Origin of the sequence: Rhodococcus sp. KBS0724 (genome assembly GCF_005938745.2) — a bacterium.
Taxonomy (GTDB): domain Bacteria; phylum Actinomycetota; class Actinomycetes; order Mycobacteriales; family Mycobacteriaceae; genus Rhodococcus_F.
Genome location: NZ_VCBX02000001.1, coordinates 603,343 through 620,551, shown reverse-complemented (window position 1 = coordinate 620,551; position 17,209 = coordinate 603,343). Strand labels below are relative to the sequence as shown.

The following is a 17,209-nucleotide window of genomic DNA, read 5'->3' as shown; positions in this document are numbered from 1 at the left end:
CCACGTTTCATTCCCCCCACTTGATTTCGGGTGTAGATCCCGATCCCCCGATCGGCCCCGGCCTGCTTTTTCAGTTCCTGGTCAGCGTCTTCCTGCTTGCGTCCGCATCTTTTCGACGACTTCGGCGATGAACGCCGAAACCGAATCCAACTGCATGACATACGACCAGTAGTCCGGATGAGTTCCCGTCAGTGACGCAGCCGCCCGTTCGATCCGCGCCAATTGCGCATCGAGAACAGACCCCCATTCCGCCACCAAACCGTGATTGACGGCAAACATTTGCGCGTCTTTCAACCGAAAGCGGACCTGACGCTCTTTTTCTGTCGGATCCGCCCGAACTGCCCGAAGTGTTGTCAACCGATCCGTCACAGCATCGACGCAGGCTTCCGCCTCAGCAAGATGAACGCGCGCGTCTGCCATCAACGCCAAGGCATGCTCCGGATTACCCACATCCAAAGCCTGCATTGCCTCGTTCAAATCGGCAGCGGCGTTATCGATATGTTCACGACTCCGACTGCTGTTGTTGACCAGATCAGCTGAACTCGCGGCATTGAACTCCCGAAGCAAAGCCGAATACGCAGGGTCGAGGCGGTCCACCCGCGTTCGCACCGCCGCCAGCCTTGTCGACACGGCCGAGACCGTCGTCTGCGCATGTCGCTGCGTGGACGGTGCCTGTGCCAATGCTTCCGTGAGTGCTGCTGCCGCGGCGGTAACCCGTTCGGCTTCGACCCGGATTTCGTCTGCCCGTTCGCCGCGTTCCGCCCGTGCGAGTGCGGCCACAGCCGCGTCCAGATGCTCCGACGACGCAACAACCGACGGATACTCGCAATAGCGCCGATCGGTATCGCTCAATGCGCGGCGAGCAGCCTCGGCCGCCGAGCGCGCCTGGTGGCCGAGAACCGGAATCGTGGACATCGTCGCGGTGGCTTGCTCGAGGTGCGCGCGATTCCCGTTGTAGAACGCATCAATACTTTGAGCTGCGGCTACCAGCTCGGCCACCGACTTCTCGAAGGCCGCAGTGGCAGTGCGCGCGTCACGATGGAGAGCCTGGTCGTTCCCGTACTGCTCGCTCGTGGACAGGTAGTTCGACACCGCCACGTAGCACTTGTCCCGAACCGGTTTCCAGGCCTCGCCCAGGCCACGCTCGGGAAACAGTTCTGTCGACGCTTTGACAGCAGCGGAAGCAATCGTCTGACGCTTGTCCATATCGAGAAACGCCGAGACCATCGCAGTCTGCGCCTCCCGCGCACGACTGATCGACTCCTCCACGCTCACCCCCCGATTGAAGCGCTCCGACCATCTGCCTACCACGATTGAATCCTACGGGGCCGACTGCTTGCGCTTCCGTTTCGATTTCCACTGTTACCGCAGCCACACCCGAAGTGCCGTTAGGGTGGAGGAGGTAAACACATTCCCAAGACGGCCAATCGTCGTCGCGGGTCATGTCTCTTCTCTTGAAAGGACCCCTGAATGGGCGTCAGCTTGACCAAAGGCGGCAATGTCTCTCTCACGAAGGAGGCCCCGAACCTGACCGCAGTGGTCGTCGGCCTGGGCTGGGACGCACGTTCCACCACCGGCGCAGCCTTCGACCTCGACGCCAGCGCAATCGGCGCAGGTGCAGACAAGAAGGTCGTCTCCGACCAGCACTTCATCTTCTTCAACAACCTGCGTTCGCCCGACGGCTCGATCGAGCACAAGGGTGACAACACCGACGGTGAAGGCGAAGGCGACGACGAGCAGATCGACGTGAACCTCGCTGCTGTCCCGGCCAACATCGAGAGCGTCGTCTTCCCCGTCTCGATCTACGACGCAGAAGCACGCTCGCAGTCCTTCGGCCAGGTCCGCAACGCGTACATCCGCGTCGTCGACAAGTCCAACGGCAACGAGCTTGCCCGCTACGACCTGTCCGAGGACGCTTCCACCGAGACCGCAATGGTCTTCGGCGAGCTGTACCGCAACGGCGCCGAGTGGAAGTTCCGCGCTATCGGCCAGGGCTACGCCTCGGGCCTCGCGGGCATCGCACGCGACTACGGCGTCAACGTCTAAATAGTCGACCCTCCGTCGAGCTGACCAAAGGGAGAGTTCCGCAGTACGCTGTGGAACTCTCCCCGGCTTCGTTTCGATTGCGGTGAGATAACCGCTGCAGTAACCACTGCGCACTGACCAACTAGAAAGGGCCACGCTCCGTGGTACTGCGAATATTCGGTTTGTCCATCGGCATTTCGATCATCGCGATGATCGTCGCGTTCATCTACGGCGGCCCCGAGGCTCTCTTCCTCGTTGTCATCCTGTCAATTCTGGAAATTTCACTTTCCTTCGACAACGCCGTCATCAATGCCACCGTTCTGCGAAGAATGAGCGATTTCTGGCAGAAGATCTTCCTCACCGTCGGCATCGTCATCGCGGTGTTCGGTATGCGTCTGGTGTTCCCGCTTGTCATCGTGTGGGCGGCATCGGGCCTCGGTCCGATCGCGGCACTCGACCTCGCGCTGAACCCGCCGGCCGACGACGCCGCGTACTTCCCCAACGGCGATCCGAGCTACGAAACACTGATCACCGACGCTCACCCGACCATCGCGGCATTCGGTGGCATGTTCCTACTGATGCTGTTCCTCGGCTTCATCTTCGAAGAGCGTGAGATCACCTGGCTGTCCTGGCTCGAGAGGCCCCTTGCGCGTATCGGCAAGCTGGATCAGCTCTCCGTTGTTGTTGCCGGCCTCATCCTGGTTCTGGCAGGTTCGTTCCTCGCTGCAGACGACAAAGTCACGACGGTCATGATCTCCGGCGTGCTCGGCATGATCACGTACATTGCCGTCAACGGATTGGGTGAACTCTTCAACCTGCCCGAAGAGGACGAAGACGAGGAGAGCGCCAAGTCCGGCGGCCCCTCCGAACTGGCCAAAGCGACTGGTAAGGCCGGGTTCTTCCTGTTCCTGTACCTCGAGGTTCTCGACGCGTCCTTCTCCTTCGACGGCGTAATCGGCGCATTTGCCATCACCTCGGACCCGATCATCATCGCTCTCGGCCTCGGCTTTGTCGGCGCGATGTTCGTCCGCTCCATCACCGTCTTCCTCGTCCGCAAGGGCACGCTGTCCGACTACGTCTACCTCGAGCACGGCGCTCACTGGGCCATCGGCGCTTTGGCGATCATCCTGATGGTGTCCATCGGTGTTCACATCAACGAGATCATCACCGGCCTTGTTGGTGTCTTCTTGATCGGCGCCGCGTTTATCAGCAGCGTCATCCGAAACAAGCGGATCGCGAATGAAGATCCGAAACTCGACGAGAACACTCCAGCCACAGTCTGAGTTTGTTCGTAGAAACGCCCGCGGCCGATTCCGGTCGCGGGCGTTTTATTCGTTATGCCCGAATTGAAACTTTCTGCAGTTACAGCCGCAGGGCAATTGTTCAACCGCGCGCCAAATTTCGCCTGCGGATGAACAATCAGCGCGCGGGAACGAAGACCCGGCGGGTTACGTGCAGATACCGCCGGACCAAGCTGAACATCACCGTCTGTGACTGAACGGCGATACTGGTTTGCGTGGTGAACATTCGCGTTGCAGCACAGACAGACTTGCCGTTCCTACACGAGAACGACTCACACATCGCAGCCGAGGAACTCGCGTCCGTGGTCGAACGCGGCCGGATTCTGATCGCTGAGCACAACGACGCTCCAATCGGGTGGCTCCGCTGGGGCTTGTTCTGGGACGAGATTCCGTTCATGAACATGCTCACCGTTCTGCCTTCGGACCGCGGCCAGGGCACCGGGCGATCCTTGGTCGAATATTGGGAAACCGATATGCACCGTGCGGGATATTCGAGCGTTCTCACCTCCACACTCGCGGACGAATCAGCCCAGAACTTCTATCGCGCAATGGGGTACGCCGACGCCGGTGTCCTGTTACTCCCGGGCGAATCCTCCGAAATCTTCCTGCGTCGAGAACTCGAGACGACGCCCGATCCCCACCTTGCTCGTCAGTAATATCCGGTGGCCGTGGGCAGTCCCGCCCGCGCGACCGCACCGGCGAAGAGAGCGGTCACTGCGGCGCCCATTGCCTGCTGATCGACTTCTTCCGGGTCAACGGAGTGTTCGAGCACCAATCCGGAGATCAAGGCCATCAACGAGATTGCCGTAGTCCGCACGTCGAAGGCATCCTCGACGCCCCATTCACTGGCCCGTGCACCGATCAATTCCACCAGTTGACTTCGCAGGTGCCGACGCTCTCGGAGGTACGCCTGGGCAATCTGCGGATCACGCCCGGCGAGGACTCCGAATTCGAGGACGAGCAGTAACCATCCGGGGTTGCCCGCCATCCACGACGCGATCGCTTCACCACTTTTGCCGGCGGCGTCGGTGGGGCTCATGCCCGCGATCTCGGCAAGCACCCGCCCGGCAAGTTCGAGTGATCGTTGCGCAAAAAGTTCGGCAAACAGATCTTGTTTGGATTCGAAGTTGGAGTAGACGGCCCCCTTCGTGAAGCCCGCTCGGCGGGCCACTTCGGTGAGACGTGCAGCACTGAATCCTTGCTCCGCAAATTCTTCCGCTGCAGCGTCGAGCAGTCTTTGCCGCACAACGTCGCGTCCGGGGCGGGTTGCCGGCACGAAGTCCGGTTGACGGGATTCAGTCACGATACCTAGAGTATTCAATACCTCGGGTATTGACAAGCTCTTTACTTTCGACAAGATCAGGACTCATCGTGACCACTACGCATCCGGCACACGCCGCACCGGAAACACCCACACCTCAGCACGAACACCCCAGCGACAACCTGCTGGCCAAATACGGCGCCCCGAAAGTCATGGTGGCGCTGTTCGTCGGCATGATCCTGCTGCAGATGGGCTTCATCCTCAGCTACGTCGCCGCGTTCCATCAGCCGACGCCGCGTGACATCGAGATTGCGGTCATCGCAGATCAGGGCACTCCAGCCGGCATGGATCAGCAGATCGCCGACAAGCTCAACGCCATCGACGGCAGTCCCCTCGACGCGCGTGTTGTCGACAACACCGCCGTAGCGCGTCGGATGCTCCACGATCGCGAGATCCAGGGAGCGTTTGTCATCAATCCGGCCGGCGCCGACACCCTGATCACCGCCAGCGCGGGCGGCAGTTCCATTGCGACGTCACTCGAATCGATCTTTGCCCAGGTCGAGGGCAGCCAGAACCGCGAGTTCGTGGTGCGTGACGAGATTCCGGTGGGCGCTCACGACAACCGCGGCCTGTCCGGCTTCTACCTCTCGATCGGCTGGGTTGTCGGCGGCTACCTCTTTGCCGCCGCAATCGGCCTGTTCATCGGGGCACCGAAGACACTTCGTCAGGCAGCGGCGCACACCGGTGTGATCGCGGTGTACTCGGTTATATCCGGAGCGCTGGGCGCACTCATCACGTCACACGTTCTCGGAACCTTTGCCGGACACTGGCTCCCGCTCTCCCTGTTGGGCAGTGCTGTCGTGTTCGGTACCGCGATGTTCACGGTCGGACTCCGTGCGGCAATCGGCGTCCTCGCCGTTCCGCTGGCGATCGCAGTGTTTGTCATCCTCGGCAATCCCAGTGCCGGAGGCGCTTTCGGCTCGAATGTGCTCCCGTCGTTCTATGCCGCGATCGGTCGGTGGATCACTCCGGGCGCGGGCACCGAGGGTGTTCGAAGCATCGTGTACTTCGGCAACGTCGGAGTCGGCCAGCCCGTACTGACGCTTTTCCTGTACGCCGTGGTCGGTGCCGCCATGTTGTTCGGATTTACAATCAGGAAGAACCGAAAGTCCGCCGACACAGTGCCCACTCCGGCTGTGACAATCGCCGACTAGTCCTACTCTTGAATTCATGACGAGCCTCCTCCACCCCAACGCCTCGCACGTCGCCGAAACCCTGATCGCTCGCGGCCATCACGGCGTCATCGTCACGCAAGCCGACGCGACGCACACTGCCGAGGAAGCAGCGGCAGCTGTCGGGGTGGAGGTGGGCGCAATCACCAAGTCACTCGTCTTCCTACTCGACGACGATCCGGTGTTGTTGCTGGTATCAGGCGCACATCAGGTCAACCTGCAGGCGACGGGTGAGCGCCTCGAGGGCAAACTGACGCGGGCTCCGCTGGAGATGGTCAAAGCTGCAACCGGCCAACCGATCGGCGGAATTGCGCCGCTCGGGCATCCCACGAATCTGCCGACCTATGTCGATACCGCGCTCGAGCAGTACCCGATCCTGTGGGCCGCGGCGGGCCATCCGAACACGGTCTTCCGCACGACGTATCCGGAACTGCTGCGGATAACGGCGGGCCTTGCCGTAGAGATGGACTAGATACGGACCAGGTAAGGGCGGGCTCGCGCTTATAGTGGGCGAAAGACCATATTTCCCACCGGAGAGTCCCCGTTGTCTGACACGCCGAACGATATTTCCAACTCAACCACATCCGACGCGACCGCCACGCCCGAGTTGTCCACCGGCATCTGTGCCGCCGACTATCGGGCAGCACTCGGCCGTCACCCTGCGGGAGTCACCGTTGTCACCCTCGACTCCGGCACCGGACCGGTAGGTTTCACGGCCACCTCGTTCTCCTCGCTCTCACTCGAACCGCCGCTCGTGTCGTTCAACATCGCGGAGACGTCGTCGAGCATCACCGCGCTGAAGGCCGCAAAGTCCTTGGTCATTCATCTTCTCGGTGAGCACCAGCAGCATCTGGCGCAGCGCTTTGCACGCAGCGCCGATCAGCGTTTTGCCGATCAATCACTCTGGGCCGTCCTCGATACCGGCGAGCCGGTTCTGCACGGCACGCCCAGTTGGATGCGGGTCACCGTCGATCAGTTGATTCCGGTGGGTGACCACACCCTTGTTGTCGGGCTTGTCACCCGAGTCCACGCCGACGAGGACGACGATTCCGCTGCGGCACCGCTGCTGTATCACGAGGGTAAGTACTACCGCCCCACTCCACTGGGACAGTAACCTCACGCAAAGAAGGCCTCGCCGGGAATCCGGCGAGGCCTTCTTTGTTCGTGAAAAAGATTACAGCGCTACGTACTTGGTATCGAGGTACTCGTCGATACCTTCGGTTCCGCCCTCGCGGCCGAAGCCCGATTCCTTGACACCACCGAACGGTGCTGCGGCGTCGGAGATGGCGCCGCGGTTGACGCCGACCATGCCGGTAGCCAGCTTCGCCGAGACGCGCATCGCGCGATCGATGTCGCGGGTGTAGAAGTACGCGACAAGGCCGAACTCGGTGTTGTTGGCTGCGGCGACTGCTTCTTCTTCGGTGTCGAAACCGACTACGGCTGCAACAGGTCCGAAGATTTCTTCTTTCAGCAGGCGCGCGTCAGCGGGAACCTGATCGAGGACCGTCGGGGTGAAGAAGAAACCGGGGCCTTCGGGTGCCGATCCACCGGTGCGCACGCGAGCGCCCTTGGACACGGCGTCGTCGACGAGCCCGGTGACGGTGGCGAGCTGCTTGGTGTTGATCAGCGGTCCGATGTTGGTGCCCTCGGCGTCACCGGCGCCCACCTTCAAGGCCGCAACCTTGGCGGTGAACTTGTCGGTGAACTCTTCGCGGACCGAGTTGGCAACGTAAATACGGTTGGCCGCGGTGCAGGCCTCGCCGCCGTTGCGCATCTTCGCGAGCATTGCGCCGTCGACAGCTGCATCGATGTCGGCGTCGTCGAAGACGATGAACGGCGCATTGCCACCGAGTTCCATCGACGTGCGAAGCAGCTTGTCAGCGGCATTGCGCACCAAGAGCTTTCCGACGCCAGTGGAGCCGGTGAAGGTGACCTTGCGCAGTCGCGCGTCTTCCATCAACGGTCCACTGATGGCTGCGGCATCGGAGGTCGGGAGGATCGAAAGCACACCGTCCGGCAAGCCGGCGTCGGCAAATACCTGGCCGAGAAGCTGCATGGTGAGCGGAGTGTCCTCGGCCGGCTTGACGATGATGGTGCAGCCGGCAGCGAGCGCCGGTCCGATCTTGCGGGTGCCCATGGCCAACGGAAAGTTCCACGGCGTGATCGCCAGAACCGGTCCGACGGCTTCCTTGGTAACGAGGATGCGACCGTTGCCGGCCGGAGCCTGCGTGAAGCGTCCACCGATGCGGACGGCTTCCTCACTGAACCAACGCAGGAATTCGCCGCCGTAGTTGACCTCACCGCGGCTCTCGGCCAACGACTTACCCATTTCCAGGGTCATCATCAGCGCGAAGTCCTCGGCGCGGGCGTGCAACAGCTCGAATGCGCGGCGCAAGATCTCGCCACGAGTACGAGCGGGCGTTGCGGCCCAATCATTTTGTGCTGCAGCAGCGAGATCGAGGGCACGGATACCGTCGGCTGCAGTGGCGTCGGCTACCTGCGCCAACTCTTCGCCGGTTGCCGGGTTGTAGACCGCGAAGGTCTTTTCGGCCGGGGTGAGCTTTCCGCCCAGCCAGAGGCCTTGGGGTAGCGAATCGAGAAGTTCCGAGACGTTCGACATGTCAGTTCTCCTGTGCTGCAGTGCGAATAGCAGACTCGAGGACGGTAAGGGCGTCGTCGAGCAGCTCTTCGGAAATGACCAACGGAGGGAGTAGACGAATGACGTTACCGTAGGTGCCGCACGTGAGGATCACAACGCCCGCCGCAAGGCACGCAGCTGCGATTGCCTTCGTGATGTCGGCGTCCGGCTCCTGTCCGCCGGGCTTGACCAACTCGATGGCGAGCATGGCGCCGCGTCCGCGAACATCTCCGATGACGTCGAGTTCCTTTGCCAGCGCGTTCATTCGGCCGACGACGGTGGTCTCGATGGTGCGGGCTCGACCACAGAGGTCCAGCTCATGCATCTGGTCGATGGATGCCAGCGCCGCAGCGCAGGCGACGGGGTTACCGCCATAGGTGCCGCCGAGGCCGCCCGGGTGGACTGCGTCGATCAGGTCGGCCCGGCCGGTGACAGCTGCGAGCGGCATACCGCCGGCAATGCCCTTGGCAAGCGTGACCAGGTCCGGGACGATTCCCTCGTGGTCGCTGGCGAACCAGGCGCCGGTACGAGCAAAGCCTGCCTGGACCTCGTCGGCGATGAAGACGACGCCGTTGTCCTTGGCCCAGGCCACGAGCGTCGGCAGGAATCCTTCTGCGGGAACGATGAATCCGCCCTCACCCTGGATGGGTTCGATGAGGATGGCCGCCGTGTTGGACGCGCCGATCTGCTTCTCGATCATCGTGATGGCGCGCTGCGCTGCCTGCTCACCGGTAATCTTCGAACCGTCGACGTTCAGTCCCTCGCGGTACGGGTAGGACATCGGAACCCGGTATACCTCGGGAGCAAAGGGACCGAAGCCGCTCTTGTACGGCATGGACTTCGCCGTCAGTGCCATCGTGAGGTTGGTGCGGCCGTGGTATGCGTGATCGAACACCACAACGGCGTCGCGACCCGTTGCGTGACGAGCGATCTTGACGGCGTTCTCGACGGCTTCGGCGCCGGAGTTGAACAGCACGGAACGCTTCTCGTGGTCACCGGGGGTGAGTTCGGCGAGGCGCTCGGCGACCGCGATGTAGCCCTCGTACGGAGCGACCATGAAACAGGTGTGAGTGAAGTGCGCAACCTGATCCTGAACTGCGGCGACAACGGCGGGGTTGGACGCACCGACACTGGTCACGGCGATACCGGCACCGAGATCGACGAGTGAGTTGCCGTCGACGTCGACGATGACTCCGCCGTCTGCGTCGGCAACGTACACCGGAAGGGTGGACGCAACGCCGGCGCCGACAACCTTCTTACGACGCTCTGCGAGCGCAGCCGAGCGCGGGCCCGGGAACTCCGTGACGATGCGACGTTCCTGCGGAAGCCGGTATTCGATTGCACTCATGTGACCACCCTCTCGGTTGTGTATTGCATTCGAGTATGCGACGCGCGAGCACCGTCGAGCAGTGCCGAAATGGATATCTACCTACTCAGGCCTACTCCACATCGGCACGTCCCGCTAGCCTTGAACTCGTGACCGTTCCGATTTCCTGGCTTCTGCGACAGAAACACCTGTCACTGACGCTGCTGACCGACTCGTCCTCATCCGCCCAGCCGGTCACGTTTGCGCAGGCCACAGAACTGACGGATCCCACTCCGTGGATCTCGGGCGGTGAACTGGTCCTCACCACCGGGCTTGCCTTCGTGGGGGCTACCGCCACTGATTTCGCAGATTACGTCGATCGTTTGGCCGAGGCGGAAGTATCGGCATTGGGGTTCGGAACGGGACTTTCTCACAAGGAGGTCCCGGCGGAGCTTCTCGCAGCTGCCCGTAGTCGCGAACTCCCCCTGCTCGAGGTTCCGTTCACCACACCGTTCGCAGCAGTCACCCGCGCGGTCATGACCCGGCTGAGCCAGCAGGAGTACGAGTCCGTCCTGCGCGCCGCAGAAGTGCAGACGCGCATCACCCGGGTCGCGCTGCGCGGCGGCGTTTCCGCGATCGTGCGCGAACTGGCCACGGCAACAAAGAATTCGGTTGCGTTTGTCGGCGACCGCATCACTGCCGTACATCCGGCGAATCAGAAATCGCTGATCGCGGAGGTGCGTGCCGTGGCCGCGACCACTCGTGACCCCAATGCTCCGGCATCGATTTCGCAGAGCACCCCCGAGCGGACGCTCACGCTCTCCCCGGTCGGAGTGACCGACAGTTGGCACGGCTACCTTGCACTGGCCGGTTCGAAGCCGCTGAGCAACATCGACAGAGTGCTTCTCGGACATGCCGTTTCACTGTTGACTCTGGAACTCGAGAAACCAGTGCGCCTGCGGGCGGAGCGGTCCAAACTGAACTCCACGGCATTCGGACTGCTACTCGACGGACGAATCACCGAAGATGCTGTGCCGTCGTATCTCGACGAAGCCAGCGACACCAACGGATTGGTACGCGTCGTCCACATTCGCGGATCAGCGCTGGGACCAGTTCTACGTGAGCTGGACGGCGCACTGGCACGCGCGGGAAGACCTCTTTTTGCCCAGGCAGAAAACGGCGCGCTCACCGTGCTGCTTCGCGGCAGCGATACCGTCGACACCGCACAGGCACTTCTGGCGCAGCTGACTCCGAGCGAATCCAAAGCCGTTCGTGCCGGAATCAGCCCGCCGCACCCGATCCTCGACGCTTCGCGCGCCCTCGTGCAAGCACGCGCCGCAGCCAACCTCACAACAGCAACAGCGCGCATTCTCGAATTCGACGCACTGACCGGTTCGACGATTCTTGCGTCCGAACCCGCACGGGAAGCGCTCGTTGCCATGGCCGCCACCACGATTCCCGTACTGACCGAACACGACGACAAACACGGAACGGCACTCGCGATCTCGCTTCGCGCTTACCTCGAGGCCAACGGCCAATGGGAATCTGCCGCATCCGAACTCGGCATCCACCGGCACACCCTCCGAGGTCGCATCACCCGCGTCGAAGAACTCTTGCGATGCGACCTCGGTGAGGCCAGGGTCAGAGCCGAACTATTGCTGTCGTTACTCGCTTGGGAGAGCCGCTGACGAAAAAGACGATGCACCGCGGATCAGCAGTTCAAGTTCCGCGTCGACGGTGCACAGTCTCGCCGTATCGAGCGGACCACTGCGGCGAACGCTGGACATCAGCGTCGTAAATCGGTGCACGGCATCTGGATTAGCGTTCGACCACCGCTGCACCACGCCGTCACGATCGTCGTCGAGAGCACCTGACACAAGATCCGCAAATCGCGTCGTCAGTCGGGCGTGAACGGCAGCGCCGCCCATGACCTCCCAGTGCGAAGCACCGACGGCAAGGTCGACGCCGCCGAGCACATCACCCAGATCAAGCTCTGCGGCGAGCTCGCGGTAGACGGTAGCGGCCGCCAGGACCGACGTATTCTCCTGCAGTGCAAGGTCGGCCAATGCCAGCGCTCCGAACGACACCTCGATGCGTTCACTCGAGGTCAGCCCGGCGATGAGTTCACGCACCGGCCCCGCCCATCGATCGATGTCTGCCCGCGGGTTCACTGCAAACCGTCCGGCAGCCCCTGGCCGTCGCAGCACCCAGCTCATTTCCGACTCGAGCAACTGTTGCAGCCGATCGAGAGCCTGAAGTTGTTCGGCAGCATCAAGATCGGAGTTCAGGATGTCGCGGCGAAGATCCTCGGTGCCGAGCACTTCACTGACCACCGCATAGGCCAACGACGCTTCCGGACTACGCACACCCAGGTGCTCTTCCAACCTGAACAGCACCCCCGGCCCAACGCGGTTGACCAATTCGTCGACCACCGAGGTGATGATGATGTCGCGTCCGAGTCGGTGCGCCTTCACAGCTTCGGGCGCAGCCTGAACTACCGACGGCGGGAAGTACTGCGTCAACCGGTCGGCAAAGATCTTGTTGTCGGGAGCATCCGAAGCGCCCAGTTCAGCGGTCAGCACATTCTTCGACTGAGCAACCAGCACAGCAAGTTCGGGGCGAAGCAGCCCCTGACCTGCCCGGGCCCTCGCGGCAAGTGCCTTGGCGTCCGGCAGCGATTCCTCGAGGCGTTTCATCGCACCGGCGGCAATCAGATTCTCGATCAGTCGCTCGTGCTGATCGAGAAGTGCCGGAGCTCGATGCTCCGCCAGACTGATGGCCAAGGTTTGATCTTCACTGGCTTTCAGTACCGACACGGCGACCTCGTCCTGCGCCGACGCCAGAAGCGCATTTCGTGAGCCGGAATCCAACTCCGCCAGAGCGATCTTGATGTTGACCTCACGGTCCGACGTGGCAACACCTGCCGCGTTGTCGATGAAGTCCGCGTTGATTCGTCCACCGCCTGCGGCGTATTCGATCCGCGCACGCTGCGTGAAACCGAGGTTACCGCCCTCCCCCACCACGGCGGCACGCAACTCGTCCGCACTGACACGGACACCGTCGTTGGACGGATCGGCCGCGTCGACGTTGCTCTCGGCCGACGCCTTCACGTAGGTTCCGACGCCCCCGTTCCACAACAGCTCTACCGGGGCGCACAGGATCGCCCGGATCAATTCCTGCGGGGTGAGCTTCTCCTCGGTGATTCCGAGTACGTCACGCGCCTCTCGAGGAAGGCTGATGGACTTTGCGCTGCGCGGCCAGACGCCGCCGCCCGGTGACATCACGGTGCGATCGAAGTCGTCCCAGGACGAGCGCGGCACGGTGAAGAGGCGGGCGCGTTCGCGCAGCGTCGCTTCCATGTCGGGGTTCGGGTCGATGAAGATGTGGCGGTGGTCGAACGCGGCAACCAGACGAATCTTGTGCGAGAGCAACATTCCGTTGCCGAACACGTCGCCGGACATGTCGCCGATCCCCGCGACGGTGAAGGGATCGGTGTCGACGTCCACGCCGCGTTCGGCAAAATGGCGTCGCACAGCCACCCACGCGCCGCGGGCGGTGATACCCATGGCCTTGTGGTCGTAGCCGGCGCTGCCACCCGACGCAAAAGCGTCGCCGAGCCAGAAACCGCGCTCGATCGCTATACCGTTCGCGACGTCGGAGAACCGGGCGGTTCCCTTGTCCGCTGCCACAACAAGATACGAGTCTTCACCGTCGTATGCGATCACTTCCGCCGGGTGTACTGCCGAGCCGTCGACGATGTTGTCCACCACGTCGAGCAGTCCGCGAATGAACGTGCTGTACGACTCCTGCACCTGGGCCGGTGTGGGCGTGGATGTTCCGCGCACGACAAAAGCGCCCTTGGCTCCGGTCGGAACGATGGGCGAATTCTTCACGCTCTGGGTTTTCATCAGGCTCAAGGCCTCGGTGCGAAAGTCCTCGAAGCGATCGGACCATCGCAGGCCGCCACGTGCCACCGAAGAGCTACGCAGGTGAACGCCCTCGACGTTGGGTGCGCTGACGTAGATCTCGCGGAACGGAACGGTTTTCTGCGGCGTCGACAGAAGCTTCGAATCGATCTTGAACGACGCGTGCGGCAGCGGGTTGCCTGCGTCGTCACGCAGGTACCAGTTGGTGCGCAACGTTGCTTGAAGGAACGAGCGAACTCCGCGAAGAACTCGATCTTCGTCGAGAGTGTCTGCGCGTTCGACCGACTCGTCGATCTCGGCAACCGCGGCGGCAACGGCCGCAGCGCGTTCGGGCACGGCGGGGTCGAATCGCGCACTGAACAGTCCGAGCGCCGCGCGAACGAAAACGGGCTTCGCACCGAGCACACCCACTACGTAGCCTTCGGAAAGCCCGATCCGTGCCTGAGCCAGGAACCGGCACGCCGCACGCAGCAGCTCTGCGTCGCGCCACGTGATGTCGGCTCGGCCGATCAGGCTGGAAAAGTTGTCCATCCGGGTCCTACCGGCAACAACAGCTTCGAAAGCCGCGGCCATCTTCTCGAGGGCACCGCCGTCGAAGGCACACGGTTCGAAGGTGAAATGATGCGCCGATCCGAGAACTGTCGGAAGAGGGCGGTGCGTGGACACTCGAAGCCCGAGGGATTCGAAGTTCTCGCACAGATCGGAGAGGGAGGGCTCTCCGGACGGCCACAGCACCACGCCGGTCAGTTCGTCGCCCTGACGGAAAACCAGTCGTTGCCCCGCTGCTGCCAACTCGGCAACCAGCCCCAACGCTGGATCCGCTGTGTCTGCGAATTCTGACTTGGTTGCCGTTGATGTGCTCGCCATTGAACACCCTCCTGGAAAGTATTGGATCCGAACACTTTCCAGTGTTACGTGCATCACCGGGAAAAGTTCGTGCCCGATCGGAGTATCAACCCACCCCCGGCACGACAATCCGGCAGTTGCACATCTCGGGTCAGTCCCCCAGCCGGATCGGCGCCAGATCCGCAAAGACGTCCCCCGGGCCTGGATTCTCGGACGGTGTAGAACCGCCGAGATGGTGGACGACGCCCCAGACGGCGTTGATCGCTGTCTGGATCGCACCTTCCGCCCAACCCGCCGTCCAGGAGATGTCGTCGCCCGCGAGGAAGATTCCGCGATGACGCGGTTCGAGGTCACTTTGCACGAAGTGCGAAAACAGCCGTTCCTGGTACCGGTAATGCCCGGGCAGATTCGCCTTGAAAGCACCCATGAAGTCACGTTCGGTTTCCCAGGACAGCGTAACCGGACTGGAGATGATGTGGCTACGGAAATCGACACCGGGATAGATCTCTTCCAATGAGCGCAACATGATCTCCATGCGCTCGGTAGCGTTCAGCGCCAACAACTTCAACGAATCGTCCGACCACGTGTACGACAGACAGATCACGCCTGGTTTCCCTTCCCCCTGATCAAGGAGGTATGTGCCGCGACTCATGCGGTCGGTCAGTGTCATCGACACCGAATCGCGACCGGTCTCGGGATCCTTGTCCTTCCAGAACGGACGATCGACGAGAACGAACACCTTGGTCGAGCCCATGTAGTGCGTTCGTTCGATTGCAGTCCAGTGATCAATCGGGAACAGGTCGTCGGCGCAGCGAATGTTGTTGAGAAGCATCCAACTCTGCACGGTGACAACGGCGCTTGCATATGTTCGGATGAAACCTTCGGCATCGACCACCGTGAAACGGCAAGGTTCGGTGCGTCGCAGTTCAGTGACACGCGGCCGGGTTTTTCCGCCGTTCAGCGAAGACACCGTCGTACCGGCCGGCCAGTGCTTCATGTGCGCCGGGGAACGGTTCCACAGTCGCAACGGCAACTGCTGCGACCCACCGACGATACCTCGGTGATCGTCATCGGCTGCTGTGACGACTACGCGGAGGATCTCGAGGATCGAATTGGGATAGTCGGTGTCCCAGCCGCCGGTACCAAAACCGACCTGGCCGAACACTTCCCGCATGTGAAAAGATTTGAAGTGCTTCGACGCGGCAAGGAATCCGTAGAACGTCTGGTCGTCGTAACGCACCACCAGGTCGTTCCAGATCCGCTTGATCTCGGCGGTATCGCGGTCCCGAATTGCCTGCTGCATCGGAATCAAGTCGGCACTCTCTTCAAGAGTGCGCGCCCACGCCTGTGCGACCTCCGTGAAGATCGGCGGCAAGTCCTCGAGTGTGTGTGCATAGTGGCTCTCGCCCTTGAGATCTATGACGGTGCTCGGCGTGACTTCCGCCAGCGGATTGGGGAACTCCTCGGTCCCCAGTCCCATCTCGCCGAGGTAGTGGAACAACGTTGTCGACGACGGCGGGAAGCGCATCGCACCCATCTCCGCGACCACGCCTGGATACCCGTCGAATTCGACCGACCGCATTCGGCCGCCAATCTGATCTGCCTCGTAGACAACCGGTTTGAGTCCGATCCTGAGCAGCTCGTAGGCGGCAATCATACCGGCCAGCCCGCCGCCGATCACCGCGATTTCGGTACCGAATGCGACATCGGGCACCGAACCCAACCCAGCCGGGTCTGACACGTAATCGTCGTATGCAAAGGGAAAGTCGGGGCCGAACATCGTCAGCGGAGGCAGCGGCCCAGGTTCGGAGGAACTGTCCGGAGCTACGGGAATGGTCATCGACGGCCCTCTCGGCGGGAACGATAAGCGGGGTACAGATCGAGTCGACGATCGTCGAGATGTGTATTGACGGAACGTGATCGAGCCACCTCGGCGGCGGAGACATCGGCAAAGATCAGTTCCTGCTCCGCACCCGCTCGGGCCAGTTCCCTGCCGGTCGGATCGATCGCGCACGACAATCCACAGTAGATGAGCGCGGACTCCGAACCACAGCGATTGACGTAGGTGACAAACATCTGGCTCTCGTAGGCGCGGGCCGGAACAACTTGCTGTGCAATGTGTTCGAACGGCGCCATCAACCCGGTGGGCACGATCAACCATTGCGTACCGGCATCGGCATGTGCACGAACAGCTTCGGGAAACTCGACGTCGTAGCAGGTCAACAGGCCGCACCGGATTTCACCAAGATCGAATCCGGCTACCAAAGTGTCTCCCGGCGTGAAATTCTCACGATCAAGAGCCCCGAAGAGATGCGTCTTGCGGTAGTTGGCAAGTGATAGGCCATCGCGCCCTACTACCTGCACGCTGTTGTAGACATCGCCGTCGGAGAGTTCGGGATAGCCGTAGACGATGGCGATGCCCGCGCTCACTGCCACCGCCGCGATGGCGTCGAAAATCGGTCCGTCCGCCGCTTCCGCGCGCGCTCGGAGCAATCCGCCGATGTTGTACCCCGTTGTGGACATCTCCGGCGTCACCAGGATCGATGCACCGGCCGCTGCCGCTGTGTGTGCTGCCGCCCCGATCGCCTCCAGATTGAACTGCACCGAAGCAATGACGTCTTTCGATGTGAGCGGGCCCTGAAACAGTCCGACACGGAGGGAATCGACATTCATC

The 17,209-nt window shown here is 62.0% G+C and carries 14 protein-coding genes; 7 read left to right on the top strand and 7 right to left on the bottom strand.

The genetic code is table 11. The annotated features are described in order from the left end of the window. Positions 1 to 81 precede the first annotated feature (81 nt). Complete coding sequence (locus FFI94_RS02835) at positions 82 to 1,227, bottom strand: hypothetical protein (protein ID WP_138873566.1); 1,146 nt, start codon at positions 1,225 to 1,227, stop codon at positions 82 to 84. A gap of 243 nt (positions 1,228 to 1,470) precedes the next feature. Between FFI94_RS02835 and FFI94_RS02830 the strand changes: the two genes are divergently transcribed. From FFI94_RS02830 to FFI94_RS02820, 3 genes are all read left to right on the top strand, one after another. Next, positions 1,471 to 2,046 (top strand): TerD family protein, encoded by a 576-nt coding sequence (locus tag FFI94_RS02830; RefSeq protein WP_033236300.1) that lies wholly within the window; start codon positions 1,471 to 1,473, stop codon positions 2,044 to 2,046. 140 nt (positions 2,047 to 2,186) lie between these two features. Then, positions 2,187 to 3,308, top strand: a complete 1,122-nt coding sequence (locus FFI94_RS02825) for a DUF475 domain-containing protein (protein WP_138871653.1) — start codon at positions 2,187 to 2,189, stop codon at positions 3,306 to 3,308. Between the two features lie 233 nt (positions 3,309 to 3,541). Further along, positions 3,542 to 3,982, top strand: a complete 441-nt coding sequence (locus tag FFI94_RS02820) for a GNAT family N-acetyltransferase (RefSeq protein ID WP_138871652.1) — start codon at positions 3,542 to 3,544, stop codon at positions 3,980 to 3,982. On the opposite strand, the gene FFI94_RS02815 is transcribed toward FFI94_RS02820, so the two are convergent. Further along, positions 3,976 to 4,629, bottom strand: coding sequence for a TetR/AcrR family transcriptional regulator (locus tag FFI94_RS02815; RefSeq protein ID WP_138871651.1), 654 nt, complete (start codon positions 4,627 to 4,629; stop codon positions 3,976 to 3,978). The genes FFI94_RS02820 and FFI94_RS02815 overlap by 7 nt on opposite strands. A 68-nt stretch (positions 4,630 to 4,697) precedes the next feature. On the opposite strand from FFI94_RS02815, the gene FFI94_RS02810 reads away from it, so the two are divergent. The 3 genes from FFI94_RS02810 to dszD all read left to right on the top strand — a co-directional run bounded on the left by FFI94_RS02810 (position 4,698) and on the right by dszD (position 6,933). Further along, entirely contained in the window at positions 4,698 to 5,801 is a 1,104-nt protein-coding gene (locus FFI94_RS02810) for a hypothetical protein (RefSeq protein ID WP_138871650.1), read from the top strand. Between the two features lie 16 nt (positions 5,802 to 5,817). Then, on the top strand, positions 5,818 to 6,291 hold the full coding sequence (locus FFI94_RS02805; protein WP_138871649.1) for a YbaK/EbsC family protein: 474 nt from the start codon (positions 5,818 to 5,820) through the stop codon (positions 6,289 to 6,291). A 72-nt stretch (positions 6,292 to 6,363) separates the two neighbouring features. Then, complete coding sequence (gene dszD, locus FFI94_RS02800) at positions 6,364 to 6,933, top strand: NADH:FMN oxidoreductase DszD (RefSeq protein WP_138871648.1); 570 nt, start codon at positions 6,364 to 6,366, stop codon at positions 6,931 to 6,933. 60 nt (positions 6,934 to 6,993) lie between these two features. Here dszD and FFI94_RS02795 read toward each other — a convergent pair whose 3' ends face one another. Then, positions 6,994 to 8,439 carry an NAD-dependent succinate-semialdehyde dehydrogenase gene (locus FFI94_RS02795; protein ID WP_138871647.1) on the bottom strand — a complete coding sequence of 482 codons (1,446 nt, stop codon included), beginning with the start codon at positions 8,437 to 8,439 and terminating at the stop codon, positions 6,994 to 6,996. Position 8,440: 1 nt separating this feature from the next. Beyond that, on the bottom strand, positions 8,441 to 9,805 hold the full coding sequence (gene gabT / locus FFI94_RS02790) for a 4-aminobutyrate--2-oxoglutarate transaminase (RefSeq protein ID WP_138871646.1): 1,365 nt from the start codon (positions 9,803 to 9,805) through the stop codon (positions 8,441 to 8,443). Positions 9,806 to 9,933: 128 nt separating this feature from the next. On the opposite strand from gabT, the gene FFI94_RS02785 reads away from it, so the two are divergent. Beyond that, positions 9,934 to 11,451 (top strand): PucR family transcriptional regulator, encoded by a 1,518-nt coding sequence (locus FFI94_RS02785; RefSeq protein WP_138871645.1) that lies wholly within the window; start codon positions 9,934 to 9,936, stop codon positions 11,449 to 11,451. Here FFI94_RS02785 and FFI94_RS02780 read toward each other — a convergent pair. The 3 genes from FFI94_RS02780 to FFI94_RS02770 all read right to left on the bottom strand — a co-directional run bounded on the left by FFI94_RS02780 (position 11,428) and on the right by FFI94_RS02770 (position 17,208). Continuing rightward, on the bottom strand, positions 11,428 to 14,556 hold the full coding sequence (locus FFI94_RS02780) for an NAD-glutamate dehydrogenase domain-containing protein (RefSeq protein WP_138871644.1): 3,129 nt from the start codon (positions 14,554 to 14,556) through the stop codon (positions 11,428 to 11,430). The genes FFI94_RS02785 and FFI94_RS02780 overlap by 24 nt on opposite strands. Before the next feature lie 130 nt (positions 14,557 to 14,686). Beyond that, the gene (locus tag FFI94_RS02775; protein WP_138871643.1) at positions 14,687 to 16,375 is read right to left on the bottom strand and encodes an NAD(P)/FAD-dependent oxidoreductase; all 1,689 of its coding nucleotides are present in this window, start codon (positions 16,373 to 16,375) and stop codon (positions 14,687 to 14,689) included. Then, the gene (locus tag FFI94_RS02770; RefSeq protein WP_138871642.1) at positions 16,372 to 17,208 is read right to left on the bottom strand and encodes a carbon-nitrogen hydrolase family protein; all 837 of its coding nucleotides are present in this window, start codon (positions 17,206 to 17,208) and stop codon (positions 16,372 to 16,374) included. Before FFI94_RS02770 ends, FFI94_RS02775 begins: the two co-directional genes overlap by 4 nt. Position 17,209 lies beyond the last annotated feature (1 nt).

Excerpts from the sequence above, each read along its gene's own strand:
- gabT (WP_138871646.1), bottom strand. The coding sequence starts at position 9,805 with ATGAGTGCAATCGAATACCGGCTTCCGCAGGAACGTCGCATCGTCACG.
- FFI94_RS02805 (WP_138871649.1), top strand. The coding sequence starts at position 5,818 with ATGACGAGCCTCCTCCACCCCAACGCCTCGCACGTCGCCGAAACCCTG.
- FFI94_RS02835 (WP_138873566.1), bottom strand. The coding sequence starts at position 1,227 with ATGGTCTCGGCGTTTCTCGATATGGACAAGCGTCAGACGATTGCTTCC.
- FFI94_RS02780 (WP_138871644.1), bottom strand. The coding sequence starts at position 14,556 with ATGGCGAGCACATCAACGGCAACCAAGTCAGAATTCGCAGACACAGCG.
- FFI94_RS02775 (WP_138871643.1), bottom strand. The coding sequence starts at position 16,375 with ATGACCATTCCCGTAGCTCCGGACAGTTCCTCCGAACCTGGGCCGCTG.
- FFI94_RS02770 (WP_138871642.1), bottom strand. The coding sequence starts at position 17,208 with ATGAATGTCGATTCCCTCCGTGTCGGACTGTTTCAGGGCCCGCTCACA.
- FFI94_RS02830 (WP_033236300.1), top strand. The coding sequence starts at position 1,471 with ATGGGCGTCAGCTTGACCAAAGGCGGCAATGTCTCTCTCACGAAGGAG.
- FFI94_RS02795 (WP_138871647.1), bottom strand. The coding sequence starts at position 8,439 with ATGTCGAACGTCTCGGAACTTCTCGATTCGCTACCCCAAGGCCTCTGG.